The organism is Microbacterium protaetiae (assembly GCF_004135285.1).
GTDB lineage: Bacteria > Actinomycetota > Actinomycetes > Actinomycetales > Microbacteriaceae > Microbacterium > Microbacterium protaetiae.
In genome coordinates this window covers 764241-780507 of the sequence record NZ_CP035494.1, presented here as the reverse complement: position 1 = coordinate 780507, position 16267 = coordinate 764241, and the positions used below count along the sequence as shown (strand labels likewise).

The following is a 16267-nucleotide window of genomic DNA, read 5'->3' as shown; positions in this document are numbered from 1 at the left end:
CCTCTTATTCCGGCTGCCACATGTCGTACAGATCGCACCGGGTGATGTCCTCGTACTTCTCGAAGTCCGCACGCACCGCCCGCAGCGCCGCGGCGCCGGCTCGGGTGTTGGTGGCGCCGTCGCCGAGCAGATCACTGACCGTCTGATGCAACTGCGCGTATTGGTCGGCGATATCCAGCGCAGCGAACGAGAAGGCACCGCGATACACCCCGATCCCGTTGAGATCGCTTTGCGCCTGCGAGAGGGTGTCGCCGGCGGCATCCCAGATCTCGGCGTCCTTGCTCAGTGCATCGAACGATGCGGCGATATCGGTCATGAATCAGTCCTTTCCGGTCAGGTAGCGAAGGAAGCTGTCGGGGTCGTCCGCATACTGCTGGTAACGGGCCAGCGGCGTGCCTTCCAGCGGGTGGGATGCTGCCAGCGTGGTCCGCTCACGCGCTTGTGCCAGCGCGTGGTTGAGCTCGCGGGTGATCGTGGCGGCGTTGGCGGACCGGATCCAGCTGTCGTCGAAGCTCACCCCGACCAACTCGCCGCCCGCGGTCACCTCGACATTCACGTCGCGGTGGCCGCCCGCCGCCGTCGTCGTCACCGTGCGGCCGCGACGGAAAGCCGCAGAGAACGTCTCGTCGATGTTCTGTGAGATGTCGTCGAGCACACCCAGCACATTCTCGAGCACCGTCGTCAGCGCGGCGCCCCGATCGGGGTCGTCCTCGACCGCTTGGTGCACGCGAGCGGCCAAGCTGTCTCCGACAGGCGGCGTCGGCGTCGCCCGATACTCCTGCTCACCCGCCTCATCGACGTTCTGGGCCCAGGCGCCGGCCCGGTCGATCATCAGCTGCTGAAAGGTCTGCACGATGACAGATCCGAGTTCATCAGGGGCGAACTCATCACGCCACGCCTCGGTGAGCGACACCTCGACGACATCGCCGTCGTCGATGCCGACGGTGATCACGCCGGTCGCGTGTGTGTGCTCGGTCGGCAACGGCTGCGCGGCGGCATGCCGGTACAGCTGTGCGTCGCGATCGAAGGAATCGCGCAGCTCGAAGAACCGCTCGGCGTCGTCTGTCACGGTGCGTCCTGTCTGTCATCGGGCTGCCAACGCTCCCACGGTAGGCGAAGGGCGCGGTGCGCGGACATGGGGAATGTTCACCATGGTGTTGGCTGGCGGCATGCAGGATGCCTGTGTTTGGATGGGTTTCGGATGTCCGGCCGGTCAGGTGGGGTGTCTTGGTTCGGGTCGAGTGATTTTTGGAGGTTGTGATGGCTGATTTGATTTCGGCTGAGGAGGGTGCGCTCGCACGCGGCGCACAGGCGGTGAATGAGGCGAAGTCGGGCATTGACCAGCAGGTCAAGTTCGTGCGCGGTGAGATCGAGCAGGTCTCTGGGTTCTGGACGGGTGCTGCGGCGGGTTCGTTCTCGCAGCTGATGGCTCGCTGGGACGAAGAGACCCGCAAGCTCAACAACGTTCTGGTGACGCTGGAGGACGCGCTGCGGGGGACCGAGCGTGATCAGTCGGCGACGGAGGACTCGCACCAGCAGACGATCTCGGGCCTCGGCTCGATGATGGGCGCCTGAGGGCGTTTTCGGGTTTGAGAGAGAGGTATTTGTGATGCAGTCGATGTCGGTGAAGCCGGAGCAGGTTACGGCACTGTCGGGTCAGATTCGTACGGGTGCGCAGGGCATCAAGTCGCAGCTGGAGACGTTGGAGTCTGCGGTGGGCAAGTTGCGCGCGTCGTGGGATGGTTCGGCGCAGCAGGCGTATGACCAGGCGCAGCGTGAGTGGACGAAGTCTTTGGTGGCTCTCAATGAGTTGCTGGAGCAGATTTCGGTGAAGACGGATCAGATCTCGCAGGGGTACGTGTCGCAGGACAACTCGTCGGCGGGTCGTTTCGCAGGCTGACGTGATGTGACCGGATGTCGTGGCTCGGACTCGTCCGGGCCACGACATTCGTGTGAAGGGAGCGTGCCGTGATACAGGCGCAGATCATGGTCGACGGTGACATCGTCGCCGTGCACACGTCGAAGCTGACGTCGCAGAATGAGCAGGTGCCGGGCAGCGATCGCGCCAGCGTGGTGCACGGTGACACGCGTGAGCATGCGACGGCGTCGTTCGTGAAGCGCCTGGGAACGGGGGCGACTGCCGTGGGCGAGCACGCCGACATCGTGCGTGCTGCGGTGAAGAAGAATGCAGAGGCCTTGCGCAAGGTCGTCGATGAGTTCGAAGAGCAGGAGCAGCACTCCGTCTCGTGGGTGCGCGACCGGCGCGAACTGATCAATCAGACGGCAGAGAACACGAGCGATGAGGACGTGCGGGCGAGTCAGCAGGCACTGGCGCTGGAGCAGCAGGAACAGCGGCAGCCCACCTCCGTCCCGCAGAATTCGGGTACCGCAGGACGCGTGTCCTCCACGGGGGACATGTGACCGCAGTGCCGCATTTCATCCGCGGGCTCACGGCGGCGATGCTCTTCGCCGCCGCGCTTGCCATCGTGCCCGCGATCGGTGCACAGGCAGCCGATGCCCCGTCGAGCTGGTGGTACGACGGATTCGGCGTCGCCGAGGTGCAGGCGGCGGGGTGGACCGGTGAGGGTGTGAAGATCGCCGTCATCGATCAGCAGATCAACCCCGACTTGCCGGTGTTCCAGGGAACCAACTTGACCGTTGATGACGACCCGCTGTGCAAGGGCGGTTCGGTGACGACGAACGCTGTGAAGGCGCCGACTCCCAGCAACAGTGTCGTGCACGGCTCGGATGTCACCGCATTGCTGATCGGCAACGGCAAGGGCGACGCGAAGATCCGCGGGATCGCACCCGGATCAGACGTGACCTTCTATGGCTATGGCATGTCGGTGCATGACGCGCTGGACGCGACGTGCGGCTCATCGATCGAGGACACGACGGCGCTGGGCGAGGGGATCAACCGTGCGGTGGACGGCGGCGCCCAGGTGATCTCGATCTCGCTCGTCGTCTCGACGATGACCACCGGCGACGCCGAGGCCGTGGCACGAGCGATAGCTCGCGGAGTCGTCATCGTCGCAGGAACGCCCAACACGATGAAGAACACCGACACACAGTGGCCGTGGATGTACAACGGCGTGGTGTCGGTGAATGCCTTCGGCAAGGACGGGTATCTTCAGGACGACGCCGAGGTGAAGGGCCAGAAGAATGTCTGGCCCGAGGTGACCGTCGTGGCGCCGGGGGTGAACTTTCCGTCGGTGGACTCGAGTGGCAACGACTACTGGGTGACGGGCTCGAGCCTGGCGACGCCGCTGACGGCCGGGATCGTCGCGGTGGCGGCGCAGAAGTATCCGGAAGCGACGGGCAACCAGCTGATCCAGTCGTTGATCCACAACACGACCGCCGACGACCACGAGTTGTCGCGCAGCGATGACCTCGGGTACGGACCGGTGTCGTTGCGGCATATGTTGAAAGTCGATCCGACGACGTATCCGGATGAGAATCCGCTGATGGGGAAGTCCACGTACCCGAGTGCGTCGCAGGTGGCGCGTGCCGCAGAAAAACCTGCGGTGGAATCGACGCCGACGAGGGCGGCATCACCGCAACCGTCCCTCACCGCCATCGCCGGCGCCAGGTCCGATGGCGGCGTCGGGGCACCGATCTTGATCGGTGCGGGTGCGCTGGTGGTCGTGGTGCTGGTGGTCGTCGTGGTCGTGGTGACCAAGAGCAAGAAGAAGAACGTGGGAGGTGCGGTGTGACCGGAGTGTGGGAACAGCGCCTGCAGAACATCGCGTATGGTCAGCAGTTCTCGATGCCGGCGGCGTCGGAGCTGATCGATGCGATGGACGAGCTGAAGCCGCTGCTTGACAAAGCAGCCCAGGATCCCGGGATCACGGGGACGACCGGCCTGGCAGCCGCCGACAGCCTCAATTCCGTGTCGCAGCGAGCGCACGCGGTGTCGACGACGACGCAGCAGCTTCACGATGCGGTCACGCGCGCAAACGACGTGCGCACCCAGGCCCAGACCGATGCTGCGAGCCTCGGCTCGGGCAGTCTCAACGGTTGGCAGGAGGCTCTCGTCCGTGGCGCCGCGGCGGGAGCGACCATCGCTTTCCCAGGGTTCTCGGTGATCGCGGGTGAGGGCGCCGTCGGCCTGGTGAACTGGTTCCTCGGCAACCAGCGCGAAGACGCCGCGAAGACCGCTGTGAAGAAGGCCAGTGATGCGCTCGATGACATCGTCGTCCCAGAGAAGGTCGACGTGTCCCAGCACGACACGAACGTCAATACGCGCGGGTCGGCCCCGGGAGCGGGCACCATTCCGGGAGGGACAGTGCCGGGCAGCTTCGCCAACTATCCGGGAGCGAACACTCCTGTCATCGATCATGACAATCTCCCGAGGGGACTGACCCTCACGAATCCGCATCCTGGCTCGGGTGCAGGTACGGGTGCAGGTACCGGCCGCGGAGGCGGAGGGGCGGAGGCCGTTTCGGGCCCCGTTCTCGATGACGACACGCCGGTGGTGATACCCCCGGGCCAGTCCGTCGGCCCCGGCGGCGTCCTGACGCCGAACGGCCCGAACGCCGGTGGCACCACGTGGGGCGGAGGCATCCCGGGCAGCGGCGGCGTCGCGGGCGGCGCAGGCGGTAATGGTTACGGTGTCGGTGGTGTGGGCTCAGGATACGGTTCGGGCGGTTCCGGACTGCTGGGTTCTGCGGCAACAGGCAGCGCGGTGGCGGGCACGAGCGGCGCAACACTGTTCGGCGGAGCGCGCGTGGCCGGTGGAGGTCTCGGTGCCGCCGGTGCGGCCGCCGGCGCGAGCGGACGTGCCGGAGGACTGCTGGGCGGCACGCGTGCCGGCGGTGGTGCGAGTGTGGCCACGGTGTCGGCGGGTGCTGGGGCCGGCAGTCGGTCAGGAATGGTCGGGGGCGGTGCTCCGGGCGGTCGGGGCCGTGGCGAGAACAGGCAGGAGGGGCGCGGCCTGGGCGGACCGATCGCCCCGCATCTGGAAGACGAAGAGGAACTCGGGCCTCGATCGGCGGCCGCCGGCGCCGGCGGGCGCGACTGACTGGGTGCGACGTGATGCGAGGATGGACAGGTGGATTCGGTCGAGACAGCGCAGCGCCGTCGTGTCGCGATCTGCGACGGCGCGACGCGCCACGATATCGCCGCACCCGCTGACATGACCATGGACGCGGTGCTGCGTCACGTGGGCATCGACGGCCCCGTCGTGCTGCGCGACCGCACGGGTGCTGAGGTCGACCCCCTGTGGCTGTTGCGCGAGTACGACGACGGTGACGTGTTCACGGTGGTCGATCCGTCGCTGTCGTCGCCGCGTTCGCGTCGCCGGCGCGGGGGCGACCCGGCCGCGGCCCCGCACGAGCACGCCGCCGCCATGGTTGCCGTGTTCGCCGTACTCATCGCGCTGCTGGCACCGCTCACCGCCCGTGCATCGGGTGCGACATCGATCATCGTCGGCCTGATCGTCGGGGTCGCGGCCCTCGCGGTCGGCATTGTGTGGGCGCGTCGCACCACCGCCGATGATGCCGATCTGACCGGCGGGTTCTACGCCCCACTGGCGCTGGCACTGGCGGCAGGGCTGCTGGTCTCTCCCGCGCTGGCGTGGGGCAGTGTGCACGTCGCCGTCATCTGCGCGGCGTCGGCCGTCGCCGTGCTGGCCGGTGTGATGACGCTCGTGGCCGCCGGGCGCGTGGTCGCCGCAGCGGCGGGCGCCGTCACGGGAGTCGCTGCCGCCGTCGCCGGCCTGTGGGCGCTCGTGCTCGTGTGGGGACTGCCGGCCGCGGCCGCCTGCGCCGTCACCCTCGGGCTGGCCCCCGTCGTGCTGCGCGTGCTTCCCTCGAGCGTGCTCAGCGCTGCGCCGGGCATGTTCATCGACTTCATGCGCTTCCAGACGCTGCGCTGGAGTGCCCGTCAGCGCGAGCCCGAACCGGCGCACGCGGTGCGTGCCGCACAGGCGCGCAGCATGGTCGCCCAGTCGGCCGCGCGCTGGCGCGCCGGCACCATTCTCGTCTGCGTGACGGTGGCTGTCAGCGCACCGTTCGCTCTCGCTCGGCTCGACACCGCCGATGTGCTCACCCGCTCGGGTCAGATAGCCGTGGCCGTGTGCCTCGTGATCGCCCTGACCCTGCAGAGCCGCCGTGCGCTTCATGGCACGGTGCGATGGATGCCGCGGGCCGCGACAGCGGTGGTCGTGGCATCCCTCGCCGTCGGAGTGGGGGGCATCGTCGGTGTCGGCGTGATCGAGGCGGCCGCCGTGGTCCTGCTGGCGGTCGCCGTCATCGCCGCCGCCGTGATCGTGCCGATCGGGCGGGGGCTGCGATCGCTGAGATGGTCGCGAGTGGGTGACATGCTCGAATCGCTGGCGATAGCGCTGGCGCTGCCTGCCGGGCTGTTGGCGGCCGGGGTGGTCGACCTGCTACGTGGGATGATGGCAGCATGACCGCGCACGCTCCTGTCCTTCGTGCGGCTACGGCCTGTGCCGTCTGCGGATCGGGTGTGCCCGCGGGCGCCGACGCCTGTCCGCAGTGCGGCGCCGTGCAGATCCGTCCGGCCACCATTGCCGCGCGCATGGCCGCGGTCACTGTCGACATCGCGGCCGTGGCCATCGTCACCTGTGTGGTCATCCTCGCCACCCGCTCGGTGTTCTTCGGTATCGTCGCGGCCGTTGAGGCCACCCTGGCCCTGTGGATTCTGCAGGCCCGTACCGGTGCCGGGCTCGGCAACGCGCTGATGCGCCTGCGCACGGCCCGCATGGACAAGCCCGACTCGCCGGGTGGGGGCCGCACCCTCGTGCGCGGCGCCTGCACGGCGGTGGGACTGTGCGTGCTCGCCGTGGGCGCTTGGCTGCTCGAGCTCACCGGCGCGGCCGACCGCAGCGGCTGGCGGCGTTCGTGGGCCGACCGCCTCGCCGGCACCGTCGTGGTCGAGGTACCGCGCCGCGCGCACCGCGCGAAGGTGTCCGCGCTCGCTCCGGCGGCCCCCGTCGCGCCTGTCATCGAGCGTCCGGCCCCGATAGCGCCGTCGATGCTCGGCGTGCCCGCGCCCGTGCGCGAGGTGCCCGCGGCAAAGACAGATGCGCCGCGCCGGCGCCGCACGGCCACTCCGGTTTCTGCGACCCCGGTTGCTGCCGCAGTCGCCGATGCGGCCATCGCCGCGCCGCGCCGCGCGAGCGCCGTGCCTGCCGAGCCGGTCTCGGTGCTGCCTGCGCTCGACGCCCGCGCGGCCTCGGTGCTGCTGGTCTTCGACACCGGCCAGCGCGCGCCGGTGCCGGTGCCGTGCGCTGTCGACCTCGGTCGTAATCCCACACCGGTCGAGAACGGTGACCTGGTGATCAGCGTCGACGACCCCGGCCGCACCGTCTCGAAGGTGCACGCGCGGCTGGAGATCACCGCCACCGACGCCTGGGTCACCGACCTCGGCTCGACCAACGGGTCCGACCTCATCGCCGAAGACGGCGCGGCGCGGCCGCTCACCGCCCACCGGCGCACGCTCGTCGAGGACGGCATGCGCGTGCGCGTGGGCGATCGGACTGTGACCATGACCCGACTGACCGGAGCAGATGTATGAGCGGTGGATCGCGCCTGGCCCCTCCCCGCAAGCCCGTCGAGCGCATCGTCGTGCAGCCACCACCCGAGCTCGCCCCGAGCGAGGGCGGTTCCGGCATCCTCTCTTCCCTGCTGCCGATGGTCGGCAGCCTGGGTGCCATTGTCATGATCACCGTGACCAATCAGGGCCCCACCGGCTTCATCACCGGCGGTATGTTCCTGCTCTCGTCGCTCGGGTTCGTGGCGGTCAACGGCTGGCGTCAGCGCTCACAGCACAACGCCCAGGTGCTGGGCAACCGCCGCGAATACCTCGCCTACTTGGCCCAGCTGCGCGACAGTGTGCGGGTCGCTGCCCGACAACAGCGCCGGCACGACAACTGGGAGAACCCGGCACCGGCAACCCTGCCGTTCCTCGTCGAAGAGCGCACCCGCGTCTGGGAGCGCCGCCCCAGTGACGCGCAGTTCTTGCGGGCACGGGTCGGCGTCAGCGATCAGCCGCTGTCGCTGGAACTGACCGCGCCCGAGCTGCCGCCGCTTGCGCAGCTCGACCCGGTCGCGGCATCCGCGGCCCACCGCCTCATGCTCACCCATGAGACACAGCACGATCTGCCGTGCGCGGTCGATCTCGGCGAGTTCTCGCATGTGGAGATCACCGGGTCCGATGCCGAGCGCGTGCGCGCTCTGGCACGGTCGATGCTCGTGGGCCTGGCCGCGCTGCACGACCCCGAAGACCTCGTCATCGGGGTGCTTGCCGGTGAGAACCAGATCGCGCAGTGGGAGTGGGCGAAGTGGCTGCCGCACGCCCATTCGCAGCGCGCGCAGGATCGTCTGGGCGCCGCGCGCATGATCAGCACCTCGCTGGATGCATTGAAGGACATGCTGCCCGCGGGGCTGGCCGAGCGCGGGCGCTTTCAGCGCGACGGCGTCGCCCCGTCGCCGCACGTCGTGCTGGTCGCCGATGGCGTGTCGCTGCCGCTGAGTGACCCCCTCGTAGGCATCGAGGGCGTGCAGGGTGTGACCATCATCGATCTGCCCGAGCGCTGGGGCGAGCTCGAAGACTCCTCGACCCTGCGTCTGGCCCTGCCCTCGTCACCGGGCGAGCCCGCCGAGATCCTCGACATCGCAGCGGCCACGCAGGTTTTCACACCGGATGCCGCGACCATCGTCGAGGCGGAGGCCACGGCCCGCCGCCTGATGTCGCTTCGGCCCGTGCCGGTCGCAGCCGGCAGCGGGGGAAGCGAGACCACGGTCGGGCAGCGCGAGCTCGTCGATCTACTCGGCCTGCCCGATGTGCGCGACCTCGACGTCGACCGGGCGTGGGCCCCGAGGCTCGAGCGCGATCGACTGCGCGTGCCGATCGGGCAGGACACCGCGGGTGCTCCGTTGATCCTCGACCTGAAGGAAGCCGCCCAGCAGGGCATGGGGCCGCACGGGGTGCTGATCGGTGCGACCGGCTCCGGCAAATCCGAGGTGCTGCGTACCTTGGTGCTCGCCCTCGCTCTGACCCACTCGCCCGAGCAGCTGAACTTCGTGCTGGTCGACTTCAAGGGCGGTGCGACCTTCGCCGGCATGGCCGGTATGCCGCACGTGTCGGCGGTCATCACGAACCTGGGCAGCGAGCTGGCCCTGGTCGACCGTTTCCAAGACGCCCTGCAAGGTGAGGTGGTGCGCCGCCAAGAGCTGTTGCGTGCCGCCGGCAACTTCGCCAACGTCACCGATTATGAGAAGGCCCGCCGGGGCGGCCGCACCGACCTCGAGCCGTTGCCGGCACTGGTGATCGTCGCCGACGAGTTCTCGGAACTGCTGGCGGCCAAGCCCGAATTCGTCGACAGCTTCATCAACATCGGCCGCGTCGGGCGCTCGCTGGCCGTGCACCTGCTGCTGGCCTCGCAGCGTCTCGAAGAGGGCAAACTGCGGGGCCTGGACACCTATCTGTCGTATCGGATCGGCCTGCGCACCTTCTCGGCCGCCGAATCGCGCACCGTGCTGGGCGTGCCTGACGCGTACACCTTGCCTCAGCAGCCCGGTGTCGGCTACCTCAAGTCCGGCACCGAAGAACTCGTGCAGTTTCGTGCGGCGTATGTCTCCGGCCCGCCGAAGGGGCGCCGGTCTGCGGCATCCACCGCCGGCGACGTACACGCGGGCATCGCTGACATCGACGTGTTCACCGCCGCCGCACAAGCCCTCGACACCGAGATGGAGTCGTCCGCCCCGATTCTTCACCAGCCGGTGGAGCGCGAGAAGCGCTCGACGTTCGAGCTCGCCGTCGAGCGCATGGCAGGCCGAGGGCCTGCCGCGCACCAGGTGTGGCTGCCGCCGCTGGCCGAGCCGGCGACCCTCGATCAGCTCATGGGTGATCTTGCGGTCGACCCCGAGCTGGGACTTGTGTCGCGGACGTGGCGGGATGCCGGGGCTCTCACGATCCCGCTGGGGATCGTCGACGTTCCGCTCGAACAGCGGCGCGAACAGCTCAGGGTGGAACTCGGCGGCGCGGCCGGTCACGTCGCCATCGTGGGTGCGCCGCTCGCGGGCAAGTCGACGCTCGCGCGCACGCTCGTCTCGGCGCTGGCACTGACCACGACGCCGTTGGAGACCCAGTTCTACGTGCTCGACTTCGGCGGCGGTGCGTTCTCGGGCATGCAGAAGCACCCGCACATCGCCGGAGTGGCCACGCGCACCGATCAGGAATCGGTGCGGCGCACGATCGCCGAGATCGAGGGCATTCTCGATGCGCGTGAGAAGTACTTCCGCGAGCAGGGCATCGACTCAATCGACACCTACCGCCAGCGCCGGGCACAGGGCATCGTCGATGACGGGTACGGCGACATCTTCTTGGTGATCGACGGCTGGGCCACGCTGCGCAGCGAATACGAGCCGCTCGAGATGCGCGTGCAGACGATCGCCGGCCGCGGGCTCGGGTTCGGCGTGCATGTGGTGGTCACCGCGAACCGCTGGCTTGAGATTCGCGCGAGCCTGAAAGACCTCATCCAGACGCGTCTTGAACTGCGCCTCGGTGATGCGAGCGACTCCGAGATCGACCGCAAGCAGGCGCAGAACGTTCCCCGCAACATGCCGGGACGTGGCCTGAGTCGCAAGCGACTGCAAATGCTGGGCGCACTGCCGCGTATCGACGGCGATCAGAACCCCGGGCGGCTTGCCGACGGTGTCGACGACATGATCGCGAAGATGTCGGCGGCCTGGCGTGGACCGGCCGGCCCCAAGCTGCGTCTGCTGCCGCAGCTGCTCAGCCTGGACGACGCCCGCGCACAGGCCGGCGCGCAATTCGGTCAGCTTCTGCTGGGCGTCGACGAGGCGCACCTGCGGCCGTTCGGGATCGACCCCCGCAAAGAAGCGCATGCCTACCTGTATGGCGACGCCGGCACCGGCAAGTCATCGTTCCTGCGCGGCATCGTGCAGGAGATTACACGGCTGTACGCACCCAGCGAGGCGAAGATCTTCGTGGTCGACTACCGCCGCTCGCTGCTCGGCGAGGTGCCGCAGGAGTATCTGGGTGCCTACCTGACCTCGCACGACATGGCGGCCTCGGGCATGCAAGAGCTCGCGGCGTTCTTCACCGGGCGCATCCCCGGGCCCGATGTCACGCCCGACCAGCTGCGCAACCGCAGTTGGTGGAAGGGTGCCGAAGGCTATGTGATCGTCGATGACTACGATCTCGTGGCCACCAGTCAAGGCAACCCGATCGCCGCTCTGCAGCCTCTTCTGGCTCAGGCATCCGACCTCGGCCTGCACGTCATCCTCACCCGCCGCACCGGTGGTGCCAGCCGTGCCGCGTACGACCCGATCATCCAGCGGTTCACCGATCTGGGCGTGACCGGCATTCTGCTGGGCGGAAACCCCGAGGAGGGCGCGTTGATCGGCCGGGTCAAGCCGGTGCCGTCGGCGCCGGGCCGCGCGCAGGTGGTCAGCCGCAGCATGGGCACCTTCTCGGCACAGCTCGTGTACGCGCCGCCGACCGTGGGCTAGCTCGGGCGGGGGCTGTCTATCGCCGCCGGGGCGCAGAGCGACGACGGAAGGCGTTCTGCAGCGCGGAGCGGACGGCGAGGATGCCGCTGCGCGACGCCGTCGCGCGGCGCGCGGCCGTGAACAGCTCACGGGTGGGGGAGCCGGGAAGCTCGACCGTGCGCACCGATGGCGCCGTCCCGGTCCACACGAGGTCGGGCAGCATGCCGACCGCGTGACCGGCCGCGATCAGCCGCACCTGCGTGGTCAGATCGGCTATCTCGAATCGCACGTCGGGCTCGAACCCGACGGCGCGACACTGCTCAAGCGCCCACCGACGCGCCGCGGTGCCCTTCGGCTCCATCACCCACGCGCGGTCGGCCAGCGCGGCGAGCCCGGTGGCGTCATCGCCCGGCGGTGTGGCCAGCCGGATCGGATCGCGTCCAATCGGCTGCCGGTCGAGGTCGGCGCGGTGCTCGCGCGACGACCCCGGATACTGCTCGGCCAGCACCAGATCGAAGCGTCGCGCCGACAGCTCGAACAAGCCCTCCTCGGGCGGTACGTCAGACACCTCGACGCGCAGTTCGGGTGCGTCCAGCGCCAGTGTGGTGAGGGCGGCCGCCAGCAGAGTCTGCGCAGCCGTCTGCATCACCGCCACGCGGACCGGCTCATCGATGGGCTGGCCCAGAGCCACGCCCGCCTGCTCGTCGAGCTGCAGCATCCGGCCTGCGTAGTCGGCCAGCAGGTGTCCCTGTGCGGTCAGGCGCACCCCGCGCCCATCGGGCTCGAGCAGCCGCACGCGGGCCTCGCGCTCAAGCAGCGCGAGCTGCTGCGAGATGGTCGACGGACTGTAGGCGAGAGCGTCGGCGACCGCCGCCAGGCTGCCGCGCAGGGCGAGTTCGTGCAGCATTCGCAGCCGTCGCAGCTCGAACACGGGCGGGCCTCGATTCATCGATCAATCCGATGAGAACTCATCATAGATGTTCGCTTTTCATGATGAGTGGGATGCCGCATCCTGGAATCATCGACGACGATGGGTGCAGTCTGTAAGGAGCCGGCAATGCAGATCGACGGGACACACGTGATCGAATCGACACAGGAGCGGGCGCGTCAGGCGACCGCCCTCGCGCAGCGCTGGGTGAACGAGTCGGCCGGCGCGCGCGTCGAGCCCGCGGCCAAGCTGCTGGCGGGCGTGCTGCAAGACGAGAACGGCCTGCCGTTCACCATCGGGTTCGTCGACGGCGTCATGCGACCGGAGTCGCTCTCGGCCGCGGCATCCAATCTGCGTCGCGTCGCCCCGCTGGTGCCGCGCTTTCTGCCGTGGTACCTGCGCTCGGCGGTGCGCCTGGGCGGCGCGCTGGCCCCGGTGCTGCCCACCCCCATCGTGCCGGTCGCGCGGCGCGTGCTGCGCGGCATGGTCGACCACCTCATCGTCGACGCGCGCCCGGCCAAGCTCGGCACCGCGCTGGAGAAGCTGCGCGGCACCGGCCACCGGCTCAACCTGAACCTGCTCGGTGAGGCCGTGCTTGGCGAGACCGAGGCCCGCCGACGGCTCGACGGCATCCACGACCTCATCCGCCGCGACGACGTCGACTACGTCTCGGTCAAGGTATCGGCGATCGTGAGCCACCTGTCGATGTGGGCCTATGACCAGGTCGTCGACGAGGTCGTCGAGCGGCTGGCGCCGCTGTACCTGACGGCGGCTCTGACCGGCACGTTCATCAACCTCGACATGGAAGAGTACCGCGACCTCGACCTGACGATCGAGGTGTTCACGCGCATTCTCGATGACCCACGGTTGCGCGACCTGGAAGCGGGCATCGTGCTGCAGGCGTACCTGCCCGACGCCCTGCCGGCGCTCGACCGGCTCACCGCGTGGGCGCAGCAGCGCGTGGCTGCCGGGGGCTCGGGCATCAAGGTGCGCCTGGTCAAGGGCGCCAACCTGGCGATGGAGCACGTCGACGCCGTGATGCACGGCTGGGAGCAGGCGCCGTATCGCACGAAGCTCGACAGCGATGCGAACTACCTGCGCATCCTGGATGCGGCGCTGACCCCCGAGCGTGCCGCGGCCGTGCGCCTGGGGATCGCCGGGCACAACCTCTTCGACATCGCCTATGCCCGGCTGCTGGCCGGTGAACGCGGCGTGCGCGAGCGCATCGAGTTCGAAATGCTGTTGGGCATGGCGCAGGGCCAGGTCGAAGCCGTCTCGCGCGAGGTCGGCGCTGTGCTGCTGTACGTGCCGGTGGTCAATCCGAGCGAGTTCGATGTCGCCATCAGCTACCTCGTGCGGCGGCTGGAAGAGAACGCGTCGACCGAGAACTTCCTGTCGGCCGCTTTCGAGCTGCACTCGGATGGGACGCTCTTCGAGCGGGAGCGCGGTCGCTTCCTCGCCTCGGTGGAGCGGGCCGCCGACCCGGGGCTGCACACCGGGCCCTTCCGCACCCAGGACCGCCGCGCCGAAGTTCCGGTGACGACCGAGAGCCGGCGCGCGCGCCGCGACCCCGACTCCGGCGAAGCCCTCACCGAGGCCGTGATCGGCATCGCGCGCTCGGCGGTGGTCGAAGACACCGTGCCGCTGGAGCCTGAGGTGCGCGAGCAGTCGTTCGGCGGTCAGAGCTACGTCGAGACAGCGGTGTTCTCGCCACGCGAATCAGGCACGCGTGCGACGGGCGCTCCGGGCTTCCGCAACACGCCCGACTCCGACCCGGCGCTGCCGGCGAACCGCGAGTGGGGGCGCGAGATCATCGGCCGGGTGGCGGCATCCACCGCCGGCGTGGCGACGATCACCGCTGCCCGTGTGGCCGACCCGAACGTGCTCGACGACATCGTCGCGAAGGTGAAGGATGCCGCGGTCGCCTGGGGCGCGACGCCCGCCGCCGACCGCGCCCGGGTGCTGCAGGAAGCCGCCCGGGTGCTCGAGTCACGACGCGGCGAGCTCATCGAGGTCGCGGCATCCGAGACCGGAAAGGTGTTCAGCGAGGGCGATATCGAAGTGAGCGAGGCCGTCGACTTCGCGAACTTCTACGGCGCGTGCGCGCGTGAGCTCGACGGCGTGGCCGGGGCCGTGTTCGTGCCGTCGAAGGTCACTGTCGTCACGCCCCCGTGGAACTTTCCCATCGCCATCCCCACCGGCGGGGTGCTGGCCGCACTGGCTGCGGGCTCGGGGGTCGTGTTCAAGCCGGCGCCGCAGGCGCGCCGGTGCGCGGCCGTCATCAGCGAAGCGCTGTGGCAAGCGGGCGTTCCCCGTGACCTGCTCGCTCTCGTCGACATCGACGAGGGCGGCCTGGGCAAGCAGCTGATCACCCACGCCGATGTCGACCGCGTCATCCTCACCGGTGCGTGGGACACGGCCGCGCTGTTCCGCTCGTGGCGGCCCGATCTGCCGCTGCTGGCCGAGACCAGCGGCAAGAACGCGATGATCGTCATGCCCTCCGCCGATCTCGACCTGGCGGCATCCGACCTCGTCAAGAGCGCCTTCGGGCACGCCGGCCAGAAGTGCTCGGCAGCGTCGCTGGCTATCCTCGTCGGGCCGGTGGCGACCTCCGAGCGCTTCCGTCGCCAGGTGATCGACTCGGTGCAGTCGCTGCGTGTCGGCCCACCGTCCGATCCGATGGCCGAGGTCGGTCCGGTGATCGAGAAGCCGCAGGGCAAGCTCGAATGGGCGCTGACCACCCTCGACGAGGGAGAGAGCTGGCTCGTCGAGCCGAAGCCGCTCGATTTCGGTGCCGAGACGGCCGGGCGGTTCTGGACCCCCGGCGTGCGTGTCGGCGTGCAGCCGGGGTCGCGGTTCCATCTCGAGGAGTTCTTCGGCCCGGTCATGGGCATCATCCACGCCGACACCCTCGCCGAGGCCATCGAAATTCAGAACGGCGTCGCCTACGGCCTGACGGCGGGGCTGTACACGCAGAACCCCGACGAGCTCGCGCAGTGGCTGGAGGGCGTCGAGGCGGGCAACCTCTACGTCAACCGCGGCATCACCGGTGCGATCGTGCAGCGCCAGCCGTTCGGCGGATGGAAGCGCTCGTCGGTCGGGGCCGGCACCAAGGCCGGCGGCCCGAACTACCTCATCGGACTCGGATCGTGGCGTGCCTCGACGGGGGGCGGCGGGTCGCAGACGCTGCACCTGCGGGGCCTCGACACCCGCATCACGCAGCTGATCGAGGCCGCCCAGCCGTCGCTGGACTACCCGGCCTTCGAGTGGCTGCGCCGCGGTGCGCTGTCAGATGCCATCGCCTGGGATCGGGAATTCGGACAGGTGCGCGACGTGTCGCACCTGGGCGTGGAACGCAACCTCTTCCGCTACCGGCCGGTGCCGGTCGCCGTGCGGGCTGTGCGCGATGCGTCGCTGCAGGAAGTGCTGCGGGTGGCCGTGGCCGGAGTGCGCGCGGGCGCCGGCTTCACCCTGTCTCTGCCGGCGGGGCTGCCGGCGGCGGTGCGCCGCGTGCTGGGCGATCTCGAGGTGCCGGTGTTCGTGGAGACCAAGGTGCAGTTTCTCGAGCGGATCACGATGGGCCCGGATGCCGCGGCCCACCCGCCGCGCATACGGCTGGTCGGTCCCAGCCCGGCGGTCGCCGAGTTGCATCGAGGCATCGCCGAGGCCGTCAACGGTGACCCCGACCTGGCCGTGTACGACAACGAGGTGACCACTGCGGGCCGGCTCGAACTGCTGCCGTTCTTGCACGAGCAGGCCATCGCCATCACCGCGCACCGCTTCGGCAACCCCGACGCGTGGAGCCAGAACGTGATCTGAGCGGCGCGGTCGCGCTCGCCGTCCGGCCCGCGGCATCCTC

The 16267-nt window shown here is 69.3% G+C and carries 12 protein-coding genes; 9 read left to right on the top strand and 3 right to left on the bottom strand.

Features of this window, described 5'->3' with window-relative positions; translation table 11 throughout:
• Positions 1–4 precede the first annotated feature (4 nt).
• Both ET475_RS03440 and ET475_RS03435 read right to left on the bottom strand, forming a co-directional pair.
• Positions 5–316 (bottom strand): hypothetical protein, encoded by a 312-nt coding sequence (locus ET475_RS03440; protein WP_129386042.1) that lies wholly within the window; start codon positions 314–316, stop codon positions 5–7.
• Positions 317–319: 3 nt separating this feature from the next.
• Entirely contained in the window at positions 320–1069 is a 750-nt protein-coding gene (locus ET475_RS03435; protein WP_129386040.1) for a hypothetical protein, read from the bottom strand.
• A 191-nt stretch (positions 1070–1260) separates the two neighbouring features.
• On the opposite strand from ET475_RS03435, the gene ET475_RS03430 reads away from it, so the two are divergent.
• The 8 genes from ET475_RS03430 to eccCa all read left to right on the top strand — a co-directional run bounded on the left by ET475_RS03430 (position 1261) and on the right by eccCa (position 11501).
• Positions 1261–1575: a WXG100 family type VII secretion target gene (locus ET475_RS03430; RefSeq protein ID WP_129386037.1), complete on the top strand. Its 315-nt coding sequence runs from the start codon at positions 1261–1263 to the stop codon at positions 1573–1575.
• Positions 1576–1618: 43 nt separating this feature from the next.
• On the top strand, positions 1619–1900 hold the full coding sequence (locus ET475_RS03425; RefSeq protein ID WP_129386035.1) for a WXG100 family type VII secretion target: 282 nt from the start codon (positions 1619–1621) through the stop codon (positions 1898–1900).
• Between the two features lie 68 nt (positions 1901–1968).
• A complete protein-coding gene (locus ET475_RS03420; RefSeq protein ID WP_129386033.1) occupies positions 1969–2421 on the top strand; it encodes a hypothetical protein in 453 nt (150 codons plus the stop codon).
• Complete coding sequence (locus tag ET475_RS03415) at positions 2418–3713, top strand: S8 family peptidase (protein ID WP_129386031.1); 1296 nt, start codon at positions 2418–2420, stop codon at positions 3711–3713. Before ET475_RS03420 ends, ET475_RS03415 begins: the two co-directional genes overlap by 4 nt.
• Positions 3710–5020 (top strand): hypothetical protein, encoded by a 1311-nt coding sequence (locus ET475_RS03410; RefSeq protein WP_129386029.1) that lies wholly within the window; start codon positions 3710–3712, stop codon positions 5018–5020. The genes ET475_RS03415 and ET475_RS03410 overlap by 4 nt, the downstream gene beginning before the upstream one ends.
• A 30-nt stretch (positions 5021–5050) precedes the next feature.
• Entirely contained in the window at positions 5051–6412 is a 1362-nt protein-coding gene (locus tag ET475_RS03405) for a hypothetical protein (RefSeq protein ID WP_129386027.1), read from the top strand.
• A complete protein-coding gene (locus tag ET475_RS03400; RefSeq protein ID WP_129386025.1) occupies positions 6409–7539 on the top strand; it encodes an FHA domain-containing protein in 1131 nt (376 codons plus the stop codon). The genes ET475_RS03405 and ET475_RS03400 overlap by 4 nt, the downstream gene beginning before the upstream one ends.
• Positions 7536–11501: a type VII secretion protein EccCa gene (eccCa, locus tag ET475_RS03395; RefSeq protein WP_129386023.1), complete on the top strand. Its 3966-nt coding sequence runs from the start codon at positions 7536–7538 to the stop codon at positions 11499–11501. Before ET475_RS03400 ends, eccCa begins: the two co-directional genes overlap by 4 nt.
• A 16-nt stretch (positions 11502–11517) precedes the next feature.
• Here eccCa and ET475_RS03390 read toward each other — a convergent pair whose 3' ends face one another.
• Positions 11518–12411 (bottom strand): LysR family transcriptional regulator, encoded by an 894-nt coding sequence (locus ET475_RS03390; RefSeq protein WP_129393613.1) that lies wholly within the window; start codon positions 12409–12411, stop codon positions 11518–11520.
• A gap of 126 nt (positions 12412–12537) precedes the next feature.
• On the opposite strand from ET475_RS03390, the gene ET475_RS03385 reads away from it, so the two are divergent.
• Positions 12538–16227 (top strand): proline dehydrogenase family protein, encoded by a 3690-nt coding sequence (locus ET475_RS03385; RefSeq protein WP_129386021.1) that lies wholly within the window; start codon positions 12538–12540, stop codon positions 16225–16227.
• Positions 16228–16267 lie beyond the last annotated feature (40 nt).